This window comes from Desulfonema magnum (genome assembly GCF_017377395.1).
GTDB classification, from domain to species: Bacteria; Desulfobacterota; Desulfobacteria; order Desulfobacterales; family 4be13; genus Desulfonema_C; species Desulfonema_C magnum.
Window position 1 is genome coordinate 328,172 of record NZ_CP061800.1, and the last position, 14,515, is coordinate 342,686.

19 protein-coding genes are annotated in these 14,515 nt (G+C 43.4%); 10 read left to right on the top strand and 9 right to left on the bottom strand.

Translation table 11 applies throughout. The features are described from left to right. Nucleotides 1-3: 3 nt before the first annotated feature. The 3 genes from dnm_RS01290 (at nt 4) to dnm_RS01300 (ending at nt 3,964) form a co-directional block, all read left to right on the top strand. On the top strand, nt 4-1,110 hold the full coding sequence (locus tag dnm_RS01290) for an EamA family transporter (RefSeq protein ID WP_207680918.1): 1,107 nt from the start codon (nt 4-6) through the stop codon (nt 1,108-1,110). Nucleotides 1,111-1,459: 349 nt separating this feature from the next. Next, nucleotides 1,460-2,776, top strand: a complete 1,317-nt coding sequence (locus dnm_RS01295; RefSeq protein WP_207680919.1) for a caspase family protein — start codon at nt 1,460-1,462, stop codon at nt 2,774-2,776. A gap of 180 nt (nt 2,777-2,956) precedes the next feature. Continuing rightward, the gene (locus tag dnm_RS01300; RefSeq protein WP_207680920.1) at nt 2,957-3,964 is read left to right on the top strand and encodes a hypothetical protein; all 1,008 of its coding nucleotides are present in this window, start codon (nt 2,957-2,959) and stop codon (nt 3,962-3,964) included. A gap of 48 nt (nt 3,965-4,012) precedes the next feature. Here the strand turns inward: dnm_RS01300 and dnm_RS01305 are convergent, their stop codons facing one another. Together dnm_RS01305 and dnm_RS01310 are read right to left on the bottom strand one after the other, a co-directional pair. Further along, complete coding sequence (locus dnm_RS01305) at nt 4,013-4,249, bottom strand: hypothetical protein (RefSeq protein ID WP_207680921.1); 237 nt, start codon at nt 4,247-4,249, stop codon at nt 4,013-4,015. Further along, nucleotides 4,249-5,481 (bottom strand): restriction endonuclease-related protein, encoded by a 1,233-nt coding sequence (locus tag dnm_RS01310; RefSeq protein ID WP_207680922.1) that lies wholly within the window; start codon nt 5,479-5,481, stop codon nt 4,249-4,251. The genes dnm_RS01305 and dnm_RS01310 overlap by 1 nt, the downstream gene beginning before the upstream one ends. Nucleotides 5,482-6,147: 666 nt before the next feature. Between dnm_RS01310 and dnm_RS01315 the strand changes: the two genes are divergently transcribed. Next, nucleotides 6,148-7,020 (top strand): phosphoribosyltransferase, encoded by an 873-nt coding sequence (locus tag dnm_RS01315; RefSeq protein WP_207680923.1) that lies wholly within the window; start codon nt 6,148-6,150, stop codon nt 7,018-7,020. Here dnm_RS01315 and dnm_RS01320 read toward each other — a convergent pair. Further along, nucleotides 6,986-7,657, bottom strand: a complete 672-nt coding sequence (locus dnm_RS01320) for a hypothetical protein (RefSeq protein ID WP_207680924.1) — start codon at nt 7,655-7,657, stop codon at nt 6,986-6,988. The two genes, dnm_RS01315 and dnm_RS01320, sit on opposite strands and share 35 nt — an antisense overlap. A gap of 35 nt (nt 7,658-7,692) precedes the next feature. On the opposite strand from dnm_RS01320, the gene dnm_RS01325 reads away from it, so the two are divergent. Then, the gene (locus dnm_RS01325; protein WP_207680925.1) at nt 7,693-7,920 is read left to right on the top strand and encodes a hypothetical protein; all 228 of its coding nucleotides are present in this window, start codon (nt 7,693-7,695) and stop codon (nt 7,918-7,920) included. A gap of 247 nt (nt 7,921-8,167) precedes the next feature. Here the strand turns inward: dnm_RS01325 and dnm_RS01330 are convergent, their stop codons facing one another. Together dnm_RS01330 and dnm_RS01335 are read right to left on the bottom strand one after the other, a co-directional pair. After that, complete coding sequence (locus tag dnm_RS01330; protein WP_207680926.1) at nt 8,168-10,225, bottom strand: hypothetical protein; 2,058 nt, start codon at nt 10,223-10,225, stop codon at nt 8,168-8,170. Continuing rightward, the gene (locus dnm_RS01335; RefSeq protein WP_207680927.1) at nt 10,212-10,544 is read right to left on the bottom strand and encodes a hypothetical protein; all 333 of its coding nucleotides are present in this window, start codon (nt 10,542-10,544) and stop codon (nt 10,212-10,214) included. Before dnm_RS01335 ends, dnm_RS01330 begins: the two co-directional genes overlap by 14 nt. Nucleotides 10,545-10,657: 113 nt before the next feature. Between dnm_RS01335 and dnm_RS01340 the strand changes: the two genes are divergently transcribed. From dnm_RS01340 to dnm_RS01355, 4 genes are all read left to right on the top strand, one after another. After that, on the top strand, nt 10,658-11,407 hold the full coding sequence (locus dnm_RS01340) for an IS1 family transposase (protein ID WP_207680928.1): 750 nt from the start codon (nt 10,658-10,660) through the stop codon (nt 11,405-11,407). An 85-nt stretch (nt 11,408-11,492) separates the two neighbouring features. Next, complete coding sequence (locus dnm_RS01345; protein ID WP_207680929.1) at nt 11,493-11,675, top strand: hypothetical protein; 183 nt, start codon at nt 11,493-11,495, stop codon at nt 11,673-11,675. Continuing rightward, nucleotides 11,665-11,988: a type II toxin-antitoxin system PemK/MazF family toxin gene (locus tag dnm_RS01350; RefSeq protein WP_207680930.1), complete on the top strand. Its 324-nt coding sequence runs from the start codon at nt 11,665-11,667 to the stop codon at nt 11,986-11,988. The genes dnm_RS01345 and dnm_RS01350 overlap by 11 nt, the downstream gene beginning before the upstream one ends. A gap of 309 nt (nt 11,989-12,297) precedes the next feature. Further along, nucleotides 12,298-12,435, top strand: a complete 138-nt coding sequence (locus tag dnm_RS01355) for a hypothetical protein (protein WP_207680931.1) — start codon at nt 12,298-12,300, stop codon at nt 12,433-12,435. 70 nt (nt 12,436-12,505) lie between these two features. On the opposite strand, the gene dnm_RS01360 is transcribed toward dnm_RS01355, so the two are convergent. From dnm_RS01360 to dnm_RS01370, 3 genes are read right to left on the bottom strand one after another with little or no spacing between them, the layout of a single operon-like run. Continuing rightward, the gene (locus tag dnm_RS01360) at nt 12,506-12,736 is read right to left on the bottom strand and encodes a type II toxin-antitoxin system Phd/YefM family antitoxin (RefSeq protein WP_207680932.1); all 231 of its coding nucleotides are present in this window, start codon (nt 12,734-12,736) and stop codon (nt 12,506-12,508) included. Further along, the gene (locus dnm_RS01365; RefSeq protein ID WP_246556159.1) at nt 12,733-12,885 is read right to left on the bottom strand and encodes a type II toxin-antitoxin system VapC family toxin; all 153 of its coding nucleotides are present in this window, start codon (nt 12,883-12,885) and stop codon (nt 12,733-12,735) included. The genes dnm_RS01360 and dnm_RS01365 overlap by 4 nt, the downstream gene beginning before the upstream one ends. After that, nucleotides 12,882-13,163 carry a type II toxin-antitoxin system VapC family toxin gene (locus dnm_RS01370; protein ID WP_207680933.1) on the bottom strand — a complete coding sequence of 94 codons (282 nt, stop codon included), beginning with the start codon at nt 13,161-13,163 and terminating at the stop codon, nt 12,882-12,884. Before dnm_RS01370 ends, dnm_RS01365 begins: the two co-directional genes overlap by 4 nt. A gap of 326 nt (nt 13,164-13,489) precedes the next feature. Between dnm_RS01370 and dnm_RS01375 the strand changes: the two genes are divergently transcribed. Then, nucleotides 13,490-13,717 carry a BrnT family toxin gene (locus tag dnm_RS01375; RefSeq protein WP_207680934.1) on the top strand — a complete coding sequence of 76 codons (228 nt, stop codon included), beginning with the start codon at nt 13,490-13,492 and terminating at the stop codon, nt 13,715-13,717. Between the two features lie 126 nt (nt 13,718-13,843). Here dnm_RS01375 and dnm_RS01380 read toward each other — a convergent pair whose 3' ends face one another. Continuing rightward, nucleotides 13,844-14,446, bottom strand: a complete 603-nt coding sequence (locus tag dnm_RS01380; RefSeq protein ID WP_207680935.1) for a metal-dependent hydrolase — start codon at nt 14,444-14,446, stop codon at nt 13,844-13,846. Nucleotides 14,447-14,515: the final 69 nt, after the last annotated feature.

Below are 14,515 nucleotides of genomic sequence, written 5' to 3' on the forward strand. Positions count from 1 at the left end.
GTCATGAAGGATTATCAGAAGTCTGAAAACAGCTTTTACACAAACATGGGTCTGTCTCTTATGTTTTTCGCCGCGTTCATCTGGGGGATGTTTCCTGCTTTTTACGGCATGATTCCCAAAGATGTTCTGGACAATGTTCCGGCAGCCGTCATGGCATGGCTGATTCTTTTTCGCACGGCCGGTGCGGTTCCATGCTTTGTGTGCATGATTGCCATCATCTCGTTTTTTCGCACTTCCCGGGAAGAAAGACAGACAATATGGTGTTTGTTTAAGAGGCAGCGGATGCTTCTGTTTGCTGCCGCCTTATGTCTCACCACATGCCGATGGTTTGATTACAAAATCATCCGAAGCGGGGGATCCGAATATGTGACCTTTGCCTGTGTCTTTTCCGTGGCCCTTGTCTATGTAGGCAGCTTTGCCATCAGGCTTGTCAAGATATTCTTTTTCGGAAAAAAATCAGAAAGGATACGCCTCGATGAAATATTTCTGAGCATTCCGATTCTTCTCGGAGCGCTCGTGACCGTCATTGCCATGCAGGGAGACATTCCTCTGAACATCGGAGTTTTCCAGCCTTTTCTTCTTGCCCTGACATCGGCAACCGTCCTCGCCCTTTATTTTGATATCATCTCCGCTGTCAGCAAAACATCCGAACTTACCCTCGGGGGCAAAATTCTGCTCCTCTCTCTTCAGCAGGGGCTTATTCATCTTCTGACAGCCGTTCCCTGGGGAATGTTCCTGCTTCACGGTTACATGAAAAATTCGGAGTCTGTCATTTCCGCCTTCAGCGCGGTCAGACCATCCTTCCTCGTCATATTTGTCGGTGTCGGCGTGTTCGGCACTGCGATTGCCTATTTTACCGAGGCGCTCGGGGCTGCCCTGTATCAGTATGGAAACAGAAGAAACACAGGTGTCGGGGTGAACGGCTGGCTTTCCATCATTGCCTTCGCCGACCCCCTCATATCTCTGTCCCTGAGCTGGCTGGTGTCGGTCTGGCAGGTACGGAGACTCGGGGCTTTGGAGATTGCCCGTCCCAATCTGATCATCATTCCCATAGTCCTGATGATGATCACCATTCTCTCCGCATACAAAAAGGAACGAAAAGAAAAATGATAAATAATTCTTTTTAATCCTGTATATTTCATTCATTTTCCATAGACTTTCAAGAAAATTATCTTGGGAAGGCGGCAGAGAAAAGATAACGCACCAAAATATTTTCTTGAAGTCTATGGAACTGAATCTTATCTGTTATGTCCATTCCTTGTTCTTATTCTGCCCGAAAAATTATATAACCTGAACTTGACACATACTCAGAAATTTTATATTCAACTGATTAAAAAGTGGACTGAAAATCTATAATGGGAATTATTTGGAATGATAAAGTATGAACAAAAAAAACTTTTTAATCATTTTCATTTATATAGGAATGGCACTCTGCATCCCATGCTTATCGGGATGTGTCGTGAGCGAAGCTAATCACAGTTCTGTCGGTTCTGTCCCTTCTTTTGCTGAGGATGCTGACCAAGGATCAGAAGGTTTCATGGAAGTGAATCCCTCAATAGAAAAACGAGTGGCTCTGGTGATTGGAAATGGCGATTATGAAAACGACCCCCTCAAAAATCCTGTCAATGATGCCAGAGCAATGGCAAAAGTATTGAGAGAGACGGGCTTTGAAGTTATAAAATATGAAGATCTGAGCCGGGAAGAAATGATACGCCGTATCAATGAATTTGGGAAAAAAATAAGTAACAGCGGAGTGGGGCTTTTTTACTTTGCAGGGCATGGGATACAGATAGAAGGTCAAAATTACCTGATTCCGGTGAATATGAACATCAAAGGGGAAGAAGACGTTGAGCTGGAATCGGTCAGGATTGACCGTGTGCTTGCCAAGATGGACAGCGCAAAGAACCGGCTCAATATCCTTATTCTGGATGCCTGCCGAAATAATCCGTATGCACGCAGTTTTCGGTCAATGACCAGAGGGCTTGCCCTTATGGATGCGCCCAGCGGAACTTTTATTGCGTATGCCACTGCTCCCGGGTGTGTTGCTGATGATGGTTCGGGGGAAAACGGCCTTTATACCCAGGAACTGCTTAAAAATATTACCATCCCTGGATTGAAAGTGGAGGATGTGTTTAAAAAAGTACGAGTTTCTGTCAAAAAAGAAACTCAGGGGGAACAGGTTCCCTGGGATGCCTCTTCTTTGACAGGAGACTTTTATTTCAAACCTTCTGAAAAACAGAATGAACTTGCTGCTCTTGCAGAGGAAAAACAGCGTATTGAAGAGGAACTCCGACATCAAAAAAAAGAACTTGCCAAAATTAAGCAAGAGAAAGAGAAAGAGAAAGATTTTATTACATCTGCGCCGAAACCAAGTCCCTCTCCTGACAAAACTGGCAATACCAAAGATATCAGACGCTTTTGCATCGAAAATGACGAGGGGGCAAAATATCTTGTTCAGCGACTCAGTGAGCAACTTTATAAAGAAGGTATGAAATATGCCAAAAAATCTGATAGTAGCGACGAACATATGGTTTACATCCATATTGCCAGCAATACAAAGAACTCTCTTTTTTATAACGCGAAAAAATCAACACTGACCGCAACTATTACCGTCAAAGACGCTTCAGGGAGGGTCTTATCTTACAAAAGGTTTAAGGCATCCGGAGACTCGGACATAAGCTATGATGAAGCCTTGGAAAAGGCATCACGGCTTATTTTTTTAAAACAATTAAAAGAAAAAGGTATTTTAAAAACATTAGGATTAAACCTAAATTGAGCGATTCTTTGGCCTGAATATGATTCCCGGCTTGTAGTATAAGGGCTTCGGCGGTTTCCGGGTTTTCACCCATCGGGTGAAAAGTGTAAAATACAAAAAGCCCCGGCTGCCGGACTCTTAGCCAGTTTTTCTGAAAAGAATCGCTCAATTTAGGTTAAAATGACAAGGAGGTAAGATAAAATGGCTAGGGTGAAAAATCTGTTGTTATTCTTCCCGGGGCTGATGATTGTGCTGTCCGGGTGTGTCACCACAAAACTCGTTGACAGTTTTGGCAATTATACAGATGTACATATCGAAAAGGCGGAGTTTTCTCCCACCGCGGAAGAAATTGAGGCAACTCAGCAGAATAAGCTCAGGGTAGTTGTCATTCCGCCCGAAGACAAAAAAATTGTGAAGGATGCGGAGCTTAAAGAAGCTATTGTCAGCAGTGTTGAAAAACATCTGACTGATGCTGGTGTGGAAGTAGTCACCCAAAGTCTGAAAAACAAACTGCAACGTTCTCTGGTAGAATTTCAGAGTGCGAAGATTGATTATAAGGGGCCCACTGATGCCCATTATGCTGTTATTTGTTCTGTGAATTCGGTTGACCTCAACAGCGAATATGTCGCTGCGAGTAAGGACAAGGACGGCAAACAAACATCTGGACCTTCGTGCAAATATACTGCACGGTTTAAGGGGATGATAAAAATTTACAATATAATGGAAAAACGTATCATTGAAAGTGTGGAACTAAATCATCTGAGCTTAGATTACAGGGATACCAGCAGTAGTAGTTGCAAGATAGGTAAGAGTATTTATGAGCTGGCCCGAAGTGCGGCATCCGACGCTGTTGATGAGGTTCGTACTCAGCTTCAAAATTTCTTTTCCCCCAAAGGGTATATCCTTGCCAAAAAAGTCAATGAGGACAAGCGGATTTTCAGGATATCCCTTGGCAGGCACCACAATCTGAAACAGGGACAGCATGTTGACATATATACAAAGCAGTCATTTACCAATGAACTGACCGATGAAATCAGCATTGACGAGGTGAAAATTGCGGAGGGAAAAGTAACAGACTATATTGATAACACATTCGCCTGGATTAGTGTGTCAGATGCAGAAAAAGCGGATAAGGTCAAACTTGGGGACTATGTGAAAATTAGCTATAAGTTATCACTGTTTGAGCAATTCAGTGGTGTCTTGCCTTAGTGGATGGAGAAAATAGTATGGAACAAGCAGGGGCTGTGCTTATTTTTTTCATATCTTTAACGACAGGCATTTTTGGCTTCCGAGATAATCCCAACGGACTTTGGAAGTTAATACATTGAACAATTCCTGTGCATGTCCGCTTAACAGATCCGTTGTCAGAAGACTCTGAAAACCGCTGGTAATAAGGGGCACAGAACGCAATGAACTGAGGTTGATACTTTCCAGGAACACACAAAGATATTGTATCCGTTCCACACCGGGCCAAAGGCTGGGAAGCTTTCGCATCAGATTTCTCCTGAGTGAATTGATCGGATCAGAGCGCCGACAGTTATGAATTCCAGGTCATTGGCCGCATCTTTTTTTTCCGAGCGGAGCGTTGCCATGTAATTTCCGAACCGGTCATCCAGTTCATCGCTGACAGCGATGATTTTGCGGTCGTACTCAATGAGGCGGCCTATGGAGTTGTTCAGACGTTTTATCAGCAGCATGGCTGAGGTATAAGATTTTGCATCTATGCCCACGGCAAAGCCGTCCAGAGATATGTCACAGGCATCTGAACTGGGATATAAGGCAGCATTTCTGCCTGCTGCCTTTGCAGCGTCGTAAATCTTGATTTCATCAAGTCCCGGGCCGACCCAGTAAGTGAGTAACTGATTTTTAAGCAGTTTCATATCCTGGGAATCTGAAAGTTCGTCTGTTTTGTGAAAAATTCCTTTTTTCCTGCAATTGCTGACAACACATATGCCGTCAGGATAAAGCCTTTTGTCAGGATGGGGTTTGAGCAGTCCGCCGCAGTTGGAACATTGATGCACCGTCCCGTCGTGTGTCCATCCCACAGGGATGTCCCGATAAAAGCTGGCAAGTGTCGGTTTTGCTTTTGGGAATCTGAGGCTGTCTTTCCAGTCTTCAATCTCCCGGATGGTTGCAAGGGGATGCCGGACGATGAATTCACGAATTGAGGTATAAAGTTGATCCCGGCGTGTTCGTGCGGATTGTACCAGATCACGCACCTGAGTGTGGTAATGATCCTCAAGAATCTGATCCTCTCCGTATCCGCCTGACTTTGCGGCAAGTTCAAAGGATTCGGGAGTGGGCGCAAGGGTCTGGGGATCAATCAGGATGACATCCTGATAAGGGAAATCCTCTTTGGCAAAATAATCTATGCCCCATTCTTTTAACGGGGTTGTTGCCATTTCCATAAGTTTGTGTACTGATGCGGCCTTGTCCTCCTTGCCTTCGCACATATAAAGTGCTGACAGACGGGGAAGTGCGGCAATCAGGCTGGCATCGAGTTCCGTCTGTTTTTGCCGCACGACTGAACGGTTGTTCCTTAATGTGTCATATTGACGTTCCAAGCCCTGTGCCAGAAGAATGAGAATCGTTTCCGGCGGTAATGCGAGGATGTTGTATGGTGAATCTTTTTGGGGTGTTGTGGGCATTGCAAGTCTTTCTGTTTCGGCTGTCCGCTGGGCTGCCATTGGGTAATCGGGCCGTGTCAAATCAGCAAAAACTGTCATTAATAAATGTCTGAAATCAGGAAAGGAAAATGTATGTTTTTTATCAAAGACAGGCTGGCCGGTCAAGGTTTTTGTTTTCGTTTGGCCGGGATGCCCATCCTTCATCACCGGGATGTTCCGTCAGTGTGCAGGGATTATTTCAGTCTGAGGCCGTTTTATGGTTCATGCATATCTTGGGAAGGCCCGGAATATGACAGCGGATAAGAGGATGAAACGGATATGTCCGTCCGGTGCCGGATCGGAAACATGGCACCGCGGACGGGACGGAAATCCGGTTAATCCCGAAATCCGCTGTCATATCATGCTGACCCGCCTCCCCTGAATCCGTTATAATCAGAAATTTTTTTATTTCATATAATGAAGCATATCTGTCAATAAATCAGTTTGACATAAATAATCTTTTTTTGTAAATTTAAATTTTTTTAAAACTTTAAAGAAGAAGGATAATATATGGTACCGGATACTTGAATGAATCAAAAAAATATGAGTCGGTTATCGGTCAAAAGTTTTAAGCTTTTGAAAAAGCCGGCCTCTATGCATTTCCTGAAAATTTATAATTTTGCAGGGAAAAATAGCGGCCGGCTTTTTTTTTGACTTAATTAATTTATGGATTTGCAAGCCGAAAGAGGCAATGAAAAATATATACTTGACAAAAGGAGAAAAGCCTTGAATAATATTAAAAGTAAAGAGATTCTGAATGATTGTGCAAGTTTTGGTTATGCCTCTGAAACGAAAATGGCAGATGAACAGCAGAAAACAGATGCGATATCTTATGAAGAAACACTGCCGGAAGAAGGCATCAGCGGCGAACTGGAAAAAGTGAGGGGAGTTGTATCAAGTCGGAAAACAAATATAAGAATCACAGAAAATGATCCTGACTGGCTGGCGGGAAAAGAGAAAGGTGACAAAGCGGCCGCAGACCGTTTTGCGGAAAAATTCTGGTCGGAGGAACATACCCGGGAACTCAGAAAGCAGATTGAAAATCCTGAAAACACGCTTTTCATCTCCGTGCCGAGTTCGTCAAAAAAGAATGTCCACCCTGTCAGTCTCGCAGAAAAGCTGTTCCAGGAATTCGGCGGAAAATTTGTGACAGGCGAGACATATTTTGATGTTCTGCATGAGCGGCAGTCCAAAAAGATCGGACCCTTTGAAAGAGTTTTCCATCCGAGAATTTATGAGCCGGTCAATTCCAAAATATTGAAAGCCGCTGTCGGAGACAGGGAGGTGATTGTCACGGATGACATTTTCACAACTGGCGGTTCGGCTGCCTCGCTTATCAGAGCGCCTGACCGGATGGGAATTTCTGTGAAAGCCGTCACCGGATATTTCGGCAACACGAAACTGGCTGTCCCGCCGCAGATAATCAGTTCCATGCACAAGGCTCTGAAAAATGCAGGTATTCCCGTGAAGGCACGGGAACTTGCAAAACATCTGACATTTGAAGAGGCAAAAATTATCATTGAACTGGCAAAAAAGGCAGGTTCGGAAAATGAAAAAACAGAACTTACCCGGAAATTACAGGGGATATCCGACAGATGAATTGCTGGATATATGGGATCAGATAGCCAACAGGGACGGGATTGTTCCCGGAACGCCCAGGGAGAAGATACGGGCCATGAACCAGTTTTTGAGAGAATATGAGATAGCACCTGTATATAAGGTGGCAGCTCAGATAGAAAGAAGCCGTTCCGCAACGGTTATGCCGAAAGGCACATCCCCGCTTTGAAGCGGGAGCAGAGGGCTGTAGGCTCTTAATTGTATCCGGAGCTACTTCTGATCCTCCCCGTGTCCGCCTTGACTTTGCAGCAAGCTCAAAGGACTCGGGAGTGGGCGCAAGGGTCTGAGGATCAATCAGAATAACATCCTGATAGGGAAAATCCGCTTTGGCAAAATAATCTATTCCCCATTCTTTTAACGGGGTTGTTGCCATTTCCATCAGTTTATGGACTGATGCGGCCTTGTCCTCTTTGCCTTCGCACATATAAAGTGCTGACAGACGGGGAAGTGCGGAAATCAGATTGGCATCCAGGTCTGTTTGCTTTTGCCGCACGACTGAGCGGTTGTTCTTTAATGCGTCATATTGGCGTTCCAATCCCTGCGCCAGAAGAATAAGTACGGTTTCCGGAGGTGATGCAAGGATATTGTATGGTGAATGTTTTTGGGGTGTTGTGGGCATTGTACAAGCCTTTCATTATGAATATCAGGAACATTATGAAACAGCTAAACTTCAAAGCTCTCTTTGTATATATGGCGGGACAGTTGGAAGATGAAGGAATCCTCATTCTCTTTACCGTAGTCGCAAAGGTCAAATGTGTACCAGACACCGACGTTTTCTCCGCCCAGCCGGCGGTCTGGCGATCTGTTCACATTGCTCAGTTTCGCCGGGGAAAGTACATGCCAGAACATCCGCCGGAGATAATGGTTTTTATACTTTTCTGAATCTGTCCGCCTGTGATCAGTTCCTCAATTTTGTTGAATTGTCCAAGATTCGCAAGCATAGTTGCATCGTGAACATATTCATCTGCCTCTGATGATTCATTAATAATGTCAGGGGGTTTTTAAAAGCCTGTTGAGCATCAAGCAGTCATGCGAATTAAGGGGGCAGAGATGCTGCTCAAAAGGCTTGAATTAGTGAGAGGATAACAAAATTGGAGATAGCCCCGACGAGCCTTCCAACTTTTTCTTGTCAAACGCCATCTGACGAACTGATTTCCTCTATTATACGCCGATCATATGAATGCCAGTAGTAAATGAGAATTCCCTGATAGAGATTGTGAATCAGACGTGAAATTCTCACACAAATATCTTTTTTTGATATTGAAGGTAGCAGTTTTTCTTGGGAAAAATATTTATAACGGTTGGTGAAGTTAAGAAATTGGTATAGTAAATAAGGATTGCCAATACTTGAAATATTGTTGTTGATCAGCAGGATAAGCTTGGAGATGTTTGATCTGATTATATCGTCTTCTCCCAAAGTTGCTGTTAATTTTTTGGTTGGCAACGAATTTAAAAAGAGAAAAATTTCATGCAATAAGGATGCAAGCCGTGAAGAAGGGATGTGCTTAGGATAATGGAAAATTCTTTCAAATTCTTTGAAACTCTTTGTTACTTTGTCAGAGAATACCTGTTTAAAAAAACTGTGTTTGCCGTCATCTGAATCTAAATTACCGAATCCATAATTCCAAGAGGAAATAAATGCCTCCCAGCCATTGGTATAATTGACCAATAATTTTATGCCTATTGAAAATTGTAATTCCAAATTAAGAGATTTAAACTCGATCATATTATCAACATCAATAAATTTTTCATATCGCAATTCGTCAGAATTTTTCTCGGTTAAGTCAGGATTGATATCTTCAAAATAGCATTTATAGAGTTCGCCAATGAAATGGGAAAGAGGAGGTATGTTTTGGAAATTTATCTCTTCAGAGAATGATATCAATTCATCTAAAGCTGAATGAAGATTTAATTTAAGGGACAAACTTTCTTCAATATTGTATATAAAATGAGCTAAGATAAAATCTTTCAGATGTGAATCGAAAAAAGTGTCACCGAACTCATCCGCATCTGTATAAAATTTCAAGAATGCTTTGTTTTCTTTTATCCTTTGAACTCCTTCCGAGTAAGACCGATTAACCAAAAGAGCGGCAAGCTCACTGTAAAAACCCATTCTGCCATAACCGATTTTGGAAAAGGTACGAGATATATATTTGAGATGGTAAGCAAATAAGTTTTTAGGTGTATAAGATTGACGATACATAATTTCATTGAGCAGATAAGAATTAAAATAATTTGTCAAAAAGTTCTCATTATTCTCGACAAGTGAAGAAGGCGCTTCATCTATAAAATTTTTAGTTATAAAAAAGGTTTGAATGGCATTTTTTAGAAACCATTCACTACATGGAGTAGTGTTTCCGTATTCTTCTACATAATGCTGAAAATAATCGTTGATGAAATACCATAGCTTCGTTTTATCCAAAGCAGATAAGCCTTTGAAAAAGCTATAATTATCTAAAGCTTGGAGATGAAGGGATATAAGGAAATGATTTTTGCCGTTATTTGACAAATCATAAATTCGTTGCATATAAGCAGTTTTCATTTGTTCAGATCGAAACAGCTTATCAGTCAACATTTTATTTTTATTATACATTGTTCTCTTTTGGATATTCTCAAAGATCAGATTTAAGATAGGTGTATCCGAATAAACATTGATCTCTTGTATCACTTCTTTAATTGAGACAAAAAAATGCTTTTGAGAATCAGATTGAAAGAAAAATCGGAGTTGAAAAAAGAATTTTAGCAAGTAGAAATTAACTGCGATATCATTACTAATCTCCTCGTTTTTCTTGAGATAACCCTCTTTCAGTATCTTTACGAACGATTCGGTAATTTCATTTGCATGGTCAGACACATCTTCATTGCTATCCAGAGAATTGACAGCTAAAGCAAGAATACGGATACAGTTATCAATATCTGTCAAAGCAGATGGCATTTCCAAACAACTGCGGATATGGCTGTTTCTATCTGCATAAACTGCATCTAATTTTTCCTTGCAAGCAGAAAACAATTCAGCATCTAAATCAGGTGTTTCAAAAAGTTTCAATTTTCCTGAAAGCAAATCCCGGTTCTGAATTGCTTTCTCAACAGCAAGCATCACTCCGTGCTTTTTGGGCTTTTTAGGAAATCCAAACAAAGATATTCGTTCTACATTCTGTCTTTTTTTCTCATAGTCAAAATTTGTCATAATCACTTTCTCCAAGGAAAGTCACGCTTCCTTGTTTAACATGAACAGAGTAACCGCTTTCGTCTATTTCATCATCAATTAATACAGGATAAGTTGGGGCTGATCCGATCAAAATATTAAGAGATGAGGCTGAACCAATTAAATTAGTTACAGTCTTATTACTTTTTAAAGCATCAATATTATTTAATGTGGTGGGCATAATTTTGACAGGATAGGTTCCTGGTGATGCACTGTCTTTCAAGCTGAACGTCAAAGAAAACAAGACATTTCCAGCATCTTTTGCTTTCTCTGTTATTTTAAAACGTGTAGCAGAAATCATAGCTTTTCCTGAAGCGTAATCGGTGGTGTTCTAAAACTGGACTTTTCTGAAATCTGTGTTATTATAAGTGTAGTCATTCAGGAGTAAAAAACTATTTTCGGAGGAATATTTCGATGGCACTGATTCCTGTCCGCTGTCCGCTTTGCGGAGGTGAGAAAGTGAAAAAAAGAGGAAAAACAGATGACGGAAAGCAGCGTTACCTGTGTCAGAATGAGAATTGCGAGGCAAAATCTTTTCTTCTCGACTATACATATAACGGAAGAAAATCAGATATTAAGCACAAAATTATTGAAATGAGTCTCAGCGGCAGCGGCATCCGGGACATCGCCCGCGTGCTGGAAATCAGCACGGACACCGTGATAAGCGAATTTAAAAAAAAGGAAACTCTTCTCGACTCGGTGAATTCCGAACTCCTTAAAACTTTGGAACATACTGAAAATATTGAGGTTGACATATTGAAAGCTGAGGAGGCTGAGGCGGATGAGATGTGGAGTTTCGTGGGCAAAAAGGAGAATCAGAGGTGGCTCTGGCACGCCGTTGATCACAAAACCGGAAAAGTTCTCGCATATACCTTCGGAACGCATGAGGACAAAGTCTTCCTCGAACTGAAAAGGCTCCTCGAACCTTTCGGAATTGTAAAGTTTTATACTGACAATTGGGGTGCTTATGAACGAAATCTCAATCCTGCGAATCATGAGATAGGTAAAAGAAACACTCAGAAAATAGAAAGGAAACATCTGACTCTGAGGACGAGAATAAAACGTCTTGCGAGAAAAACAATCTGTTTCTCCAAATTGGAGAAGATGCATGATATCGTCATCGGACTGTTCATCAATGTATATGAATTCGGACTAGTAATATGAGTAATAAAAAATGACTAGCTCCAAATTTAGAACACTACCAAAAAAACATGCATAAAAATATTCTGATAAAGGAGGTTTTGTTTCCATGGAAATGACACAGATAGCAAAAAAACTTGATGAGAGGCTGAGAGTGTGGGAACCGGAGAAGGCATCAGTTGTGGAAAATCTGATCCGGGAAATCATCTCTCTGGCAGATCAGGATTACGCAGATATTTTGCGTTCGAGAAGTGTGGAACAGGAGGTGCTGGAGATTATCGATGAAACCTGAACATGGCGAAATATGGCTGGCCGATCTCGGTCTGGCGGCAAAGGCACGCCCAGTCGTCATTCTTTCGGCTGATGATCCTGAAGCTCCTCGTGCGCTTTACATTTATGTTCCGCTCACGCGCCAGAACCGGGGCAGTCCCTATGAGGTTCCTCTGGGACATCTGCCCGGAATTGACAAAAAATCCGTGGCCAACGTGCAGGGTGTCGGTTCGCTGCCGTCTGTCCGTTTTGAGAGAAAAATTGGCATATTGCCGAAAGCTGATCTTCTGAAGATAAAGAAGGCTCTGATTCATGCGTGCAGCCTTCACATCTGACCGAACCCGGCCTGAAGATCAGGGCATTTCCGGCAAACCCCGAATGACGCATCCGGGTGAACACAAATCCTGAAAGTCCCTTACCGTGAACATATCCGTCTTCCAAGACCGGACACTTCTTTTCCAATGCGGATCGTGTTGTTGCCGGAGACCCGGGACATCTCAGGCGCATCTGTCGTTTTCCCGGCTTTCCATGACAACTGCAATGTCCGGCCCGACTTTTCCGGTGCGACATGCGAACATTTCTCAGGCACTTCCGTGCCGGCAGACCTGAGTTGTCATTCAACTCCGTATGGCGGGTGATTTGCAATGAAAACACTTTTTGAACGGGATGAGGACAAAAATCAGGTGATCGGAACGGCCGTTACGGAATTCTGTCTCCTCACGAAGCTGAAAATGCTTTTTCCTCCCATGTCGCTCTTTCCGGCCGCTTTTCTGATTGCATGACGGAAAAGCACGATGTGCCATAAGTAACGGAGGCAAATCCTTTCCCAACCACAGATTGCCGCAGTCGCTCTCAGTCTCCTTGTCCGGTTCCTGCCCGGGATTCCCTCACGGCTTCAATAATATCTTTTGTGGTGGCCATTGTCTTAATTCCGGAAACATCAAACGGCGATTTCGGGAGATGTTTATATTTGACGGCAAATGTCTCCCCGTCCCCGCGTCTGATAATCACCTCCTCGGAACGTGCGACATCAAGGATTTCAGAAAGTTTCTGACAGGCTTCCGAATATGTGTATGCCTTCATTTGTTTATCTCCAATGTTTCGATTTTCATTTTCTGCGCCAGCACTGCCATCTGTCTGTCAAGGGTCAGCAGAGGGAGCTTCAGTGCGGCGGCACATTCCAAAAAATAAGCGTCATAAGCATAAATATTGAACTGAACCGCTATCTTCAATGCCTTTCGTATGTCAAAGCCAGTTCCACCGGAATTGCCCGAACAGCATCCCACGCGCTGAGAACTTCGTCGGAATTAATTTTTCGCCTTTTCAGCATTGCGGATAAGGCGTTACCTATTTCAAAAGGTAATATTGCGGGGGCAATCAGCTTATGACCTCCCGTCAGGCTGATTATTTCCGATTTTTCAGGCTCGTCAAGGGCAACAGCTAAAAATGTGTTTGTGTCTGCTATGATTTTCATAAACACAATTGTACGTTCAACTTGTTTTTGTGTCAAGTCTGATACTGATTTGGTTGCCAACAGAGGGCATATCGCTCTTTCCGTCCCCGGAAAGATGAGTGTCAGCCCGGTTCGCAGTCAGAATAAATATGTTTGACATCCGACCCGGAACAGCCACGATGTTCCCCCGGCGGGCTGCCAGCCGGACAGTCGGGAGACCCTCCGACAAAACCCGTCCGTGCCGCTCTCAGGGACACCTGTTATTTCCCCGGCATTGCAATATCCGCCCCGACTTTTCCGGTGCGACATGCGAACATTTCTCAGACAGTTCCGTGCAGGCAGACCTGAATTGTCATGCAACTCCGTATCGCAGGTGATTTGCAATGAGGACAGTTTCCGAACGGGATGAAGATAAAAATCAGGTAGATGTTGAAAGGCACGGCATTTCGTCCGAGAAGGCCGGACACGCCTTTTCCGATGCGGATCGTGTTGCTGCCGGAGATCCGGTACATTCTTCCGGGGAAGAGCGGTTCCTCCGCATCGGCAAGGTTGGCCGGGGGATGCAGGGATGTTCGAGTGGTAAGCACCTAACCATAAATTTTTCGATATAAAAAAGCCGGGTTTCATCCCGCGTCTCAGCCAGGGCGGAAAAGACGGGCCGCGGAGAAACCCGGCTTTTCTCCGCCCGAGAAGTCGCCCGGTGAAAAAAGCCGGGTTTCTTCCCCGCCTGATCTCCTTTACCGGGACATCGTGTGCGCCCAATACACAAAACATGAGGAACACGCTAACAAAAAGATTATTTTTAATTTTCTTCTGCGTGTCACCGGGTATGTGTGAAAAATGGGGTATGCGCTGCAAAGTAAGGGGACAAAAATTCCCAGTTCAATAAAGATGTTTCGGTAAAAATAATAATCGGATATGTCTAAGCGGGCCGCACTTGGGAGAATTCCGAAGGGAAGCCTGAATGTTTCCTTGACAAAGGGCCACATCAGAGGCAAGGGCGTGACACCCACGAGAAGATCGAGAATCAGATGGGAAAGCCCCGCTAAAATGGCCTGAAAGCCGTATTTCAAAAGCATCTCCCTCCTGAAACCGCGGATAACAAAAATCAGAATCGTGCAGAACGGAAGCACCAGACTTGCAACAACGGAGTGCGTAATTCTGAGGTTTTGGTGTGCTGACGAATTCAGAGCAGGAACAAAATAATCAATGTCAGGCGCGCACGCGATGATAATCAGCCAGAACAGCCAGAGCAGACGGTGACAAAAAGGCTGATGAGATTTTCTTGCCAGAGAGTAAATGCTTATGGCTGCCAGACTATGGCCTACAAAAGAGGACATTCTTGTTTTTTCTCACTGTGATATGAAAAGGTGTTAGGTGTTAGGTGTTAAGTGTTAGGAAAAAATGTA